We start from the raw sequence: 4,320 nt of genomic DNA, 5'->3' as shown, positions 1-4,320 counted from the left end.
CCCCCGCACCCCACGAGCCTCGCGCGGTTCGGCCAGGTAGAGGGAGTCGGGCAGGCCCGCCGCCGCGGAGCGGAAGTGCGGATACGCCAGGTACACCCGACGCCCCCGCCCCTCCACCACCGCTTCGGGGCGTTTCTTCGACTTGAGGAACTGGACGACCTCCAGCAGGAGTTCGGGGCGTTCCTGCGCCACCAGATGCAGTCTCAGCCGCTCGTCGACCTTGAGGCGGACGGCGACCTCTGGCGTCCAGTGGGCCGCCATCAGCGGCTTGGCCAGCTCGAACTTGTGGCGTCGTACCTCCTCGCTGTCCCCCGCGTACTTCGGCCCGAACTGCGGGAGAGCAGGGTGACCAGGAACGGCCGCACCATCAGCTTGTCCCGCTCCACCCCCGGCGGGACCATCTCCGCGATGAGGTTCATCAACGCCCGCGCCGAGTCGAACCGCAGGGTGTAGCTCCCGCTCTTCGTCACGTGTTTGCCGTCGTCGCGGCCGACCAGGTAGTAGCAGGTGTGGTCGGCGATCACGGAGACACCGTCGGCCCGGAGATACGCCTCCATCGTGAACAGCGCGTCCTCGCCGGTGAACAGCGACTCGTCGAACCGCATGCCGTTCCGCTCCAGCAGGGCCCGCCGGAACAGTTTCTGGGCGCTGAGCGTGAACTTGATGTTGGAGTGGAAGACGTCGGTGCGCTCCAGCGTCTCGACCCACGCGGCCTTGGGCGGGACCCGGTTGATGCCCTCGACCTTGCCGAGTACCACGTCGGTGCCGTTGCGGTCGGCCATCGCGACCATGCGTTCCAGCGCCTCGGGGGCGAGCCGGTCGTCGGCGTCGAGGAAGAAGACGTAGCGCCCGGCCGCCTTGCCGAGGCCGACGTTGCGCGGGGAGCTGGGGCCGCCGGAGTTCTCCTGGCGGATCACCGTGACGTGGTTCGCGGCGCGGGCCGCGAACTCCTCCAGGTACTCCCCCGTGCCGTCGGTCGAGCCGTCGTCGACGGCGATGACCTCGATCCGGTCCGGGTCCAGGGTCTGTGCCTCGACCGAGCGCAGGCACTCGACGAGGTACGGCATCGCCTCGTACGCCCCGATGACCACGGTCACATCAGGCTGCGTCACGGTCACGCGCTCCCCTTTGTCCATGGAGTGTTTCCCCCGTATCGGCCGGATCGACATCTACAAGACGGCCGACCGGGCCGATCGGTTGTCTTCCGTCAGCAGGGGATACGCAAAAGAGCCCGGTTTTCGAGGATCACTCCTCAAAAACCGGGCTCTTCTTGACCAAATTCTGACTCGCGCAGGTCAGCGGGTCAGCTGGTCAGTTCGGCCTCGGTCGCGGCCGACCGTTCCTGGCCGACGTTGCGGGCCTCCGACTTGAGCGCCAGGTCCCGTACCGCGGTGTTGAACTGCTCGATGGACGTGGGCTCGTCCGGGCCGAGCAGGTACTCCTTGAGTTCCTTGCGGTCCTCGGCCAGCGGGTCGGCGTCCGGGGCGCGGACCGCGGCCAGCAGCTCGCCCAGTTCGGCGGCCTTGTTGGAGAGGATCACGGCGGCGCGCACCGCGGTGTTCTGCCGCTTGAACTCCTCGACGCCGAGCTGCGCGGAGTCCGTGACCGCGTACGGCTTGCCGCTCGCGATGAAGTCGGAGACCACGCTGGAGATGTCGGAGACCATCGCGTCGGACACGTTGAAGCAGTCGTACAGGCGCGGTTCGGCGCCGGAGATGACCCGGTGCTCGAAGGTGCCGAAGGACTGCCAGTACGCGTCGTTCCACTCGGCGCGCAGCCGGGCGATCTCCTCGTACTTGGCCAGGTCGACCACGCCGTCGCGGGTGAGTTCGGCCTCGTCGCCCTTGTCGGCGGGGCCGCCGGACAGTTCGGTGATGCGGGCCTCGATGCGGGCCATGTCGGCCTTGGCCTTGGTCTGGGCGGCGGCGTCGGCCGTGAAGCGCGGGTCGGTCGCGCGCTGGGCGGCGGCCTTCTCCACCAGGGCGGTGACCTTGCGGTGCGCGGAGCCGGCCGCGGAGCTGACGGTGCCGGTGAAGGGGTGCGGCTTGTACAGGACACGGACCGGCGGGTCGGCCTTGAGGAGCTTCTTGACGATGTTCTCGCCGGCCAGCAGCAGGGAGGTGTTGCCGGGGTCGTTGTCCCAGCCCTCCCAGGTCGGCGCGTAGAGCACGGTCGGGATACGCCCCTCGGGCACGCCCTGAAGAGTCTCGATCGGGGCCAGCTGCGGGCGGCCGACCTCGACGATGTCGTCGTCGCGGACACCGACGTCGGCGATGGCGTAGCGGTCGCGGCCCGCGCGGCCGGCGGTCCACACCTCGTCGTAGACCTTGCTGAACGGGTTGACGCTGGCCAGCTTGTCGCTGTCGCCGTGGCCGATGAAGACGTGCTTCATGGTGGGGACGCGCAGCAGGTGGATGTTCTTGCCGACGTTGGCCGCGTACAGGGCGACGCGCACGCTGGAGAGGTCCATGTTCATCAGGTGCACGCCGCCGGGGACGCAGATGACGGGGACCTTGGTGGGGGCGAGGTTCTGCAGTATGACGCGCTCGCGGAGCAGGACCAGGGGCCTGGACTCCAGCTGCTCCATGGTCTCCAGCCACATGTTGACCTGGTAGGCCGAGTCCTTGGAGCCGGAGAAGCAGAGCACCGTCTGCGGCTGGTACTCGTGCAGCCAGTCGTCGACGGCCTCGAGGATCACCTCGGCGGTCGGCGGGATCTTCGTGCCCCTTATGTACGGCAGGAGCGCGGCGACGTAGAGGGTGCCCAGGAACAGGGTGACGCCGATGCCGATGAAGGCGGCGACGGCCGAGTCCAGCTGGGCGGAGATCAGCAGGCCGACGACGGCGAACAGGTCGAGGTGGAGCATCTTCTCGGCGGAGCGCTCCAGCAGGCCGAACGGCGGGGCGTCCGGGATGTTGATGCGTGAGCCGAGGTCCACGTTGCGGGTGGCGACCGGCATCCGGCGGCGGTTGCGGATCAGCGTGACGACCGCGCCGTGCGGGGCCTGAAGGCCGTAGAACGCGATGAAGCAGGCGATCGCGCCGTAGAAGATCAGGTGGTCCGAGAGGTCCATGCGGGCCAGCAGCAGGATCAGCAGGAGCTGGCGGATCAGGAAGCGGATCGAGAGGCCCGCCCTGACCTTGCTGAGGCGGTTGACCAGGTAGCTGGCCTGCCGGTGCAGATAGTGGTCGGCGACGTACGTCACGACGGCCGCGGCGGCGAAGGCCGGGACGCTCGGGATGAGCGCGGCCAGCATGAGCGCGGGGAATCCCAGCATCATGAGGACGGCCGCGGCGAGCTCGGCCGCGCTGCCCACCCGGGCAACACGGATGGCGGTGGAAATCACTGATAAACCTGCTCTTGGGGGTTTTGAGTAATTTACCGGGAACTCAGAGGCAGGCTTAATTAAACGCCGTCCTGGACGTCCAGCACCGAGGCGAGGGCGGCCTCGAAGCCGGAGGCCTTGGCCGCACCGGCCGTCGGGTCCTGCTGGCGGACGTCGATGACGTGGCCGGTGAGCTCGGACAGCAGCACGTCGAGGGAGGTGCGGGCCACGGCCTCGGAGGAGAGCAGCGTGCCCGAGGGCTCCTGGCCGAAGGCCTTGGTGCGCATCGGGGTGGCGGTGCGCTCCGGGTTGATGCAGTTGACGCGGATGCCGTCGCCGGCCCACTCGTCGGACAGGGCCTGCGTGAGGTTGACCATCGCGGCCTTGGTCGAGGAGTACAGGCTGTACTCGGCACGGCCGCGGGTGTAGCTGCTGGAGGTGTAGAGCAGCAGCTGGCCCTTGGTCTCGGCGAGGTACTTGTACGCGGAACGGGCGATCTGCACCGGCGCCAGGTAGTTGACCTTCAGCGCTTCCTCGATGGTCGCGTTGTCCGTCTCGGCCAGCTTGCCGATGCGCAGCACGCCCGCGGTGTTGATGACGTGGTCGATGCGCCCGGTCTCGGCGTAGGCCTTGGACAGCGCGTCGTCGACCTCCTCCGGGTTCTCGACGTGCGTGCCGGTGGTGGAGCGGCCGAGCGCGTACACCGTGGCGCCGTAGCCCTGGGCGAGCTCGGCGATGTCCTTGCCGATGCCGTACGAGCCGCCGAAGACGACCAGCGTCTTGCCGGTGAGCAGTTCGCGGTAGGCGGCCTCGTCGACCTGCTCGGGGGCGGCGGTGGAGGCGAGCTGGAAGAGCTTGTCGGCGATGAAGACGTCGACGGGCTGGGTGACCTTCATGTTGTACTCGTCGCCCGCGACGACGTGGATCGGCACGTCCGGCAGGTACCTGAGCACGACCGAACAGTCGTCCGTGGCCTGGAAGTTGGGGTCCCCGGC

General features: G+C 68.5%; 2 protein-coding genes and 1 pseudogene. All 3 read right to left on the bottom strand.

What is annotated here, in order from left to right:
* Positions 1 to 1,118 (bottom strand): annotated as a pseudogene (locus JHN45_RS52230) (glycosyltransferase family 2 protein); the annotation flags it as partial.
* Positions 1,119 to 1,303: 185 nt separating this feature from the next.
* Positions 1,304 to 3,346 (bottom strand): hypothetical protein, encoded by a 2,043-nt coding sequence (locus JHN45_RS52225; protein WP_200709878.1) that lies wholly within the window; start codon positions 3,344 to 3,346, stop codon positions 1,304 to 1,306.
* 59 nt (positions 3,347 to 3,405) lie between these two features.
* Positions 3,406 to 4,320, bottom strand: a 915-nt coding sequence (locus tag JHN45_RS52220) for an SDR family oxidoreductase (RefSeq protein ID WP_201056547.1), incomplete at its 5' end; no start/stop codon positions are given.

Origin of the sequence: Streptomyces sp. MBT53, from assembly GCF_016654115.1 — a bacterium.
In the GTDB taxonomy this organism is placed as follows: domain Bacteria; phylum Actinomycetota; class Actinomycetes; order Streptomycetales; family Streptomycetaceae; genus Streptomyces.
Note: the sequence above shows the minus strand (reverse complement) of the source record. Positions and strands in the feature narration are given on the sequence as shown.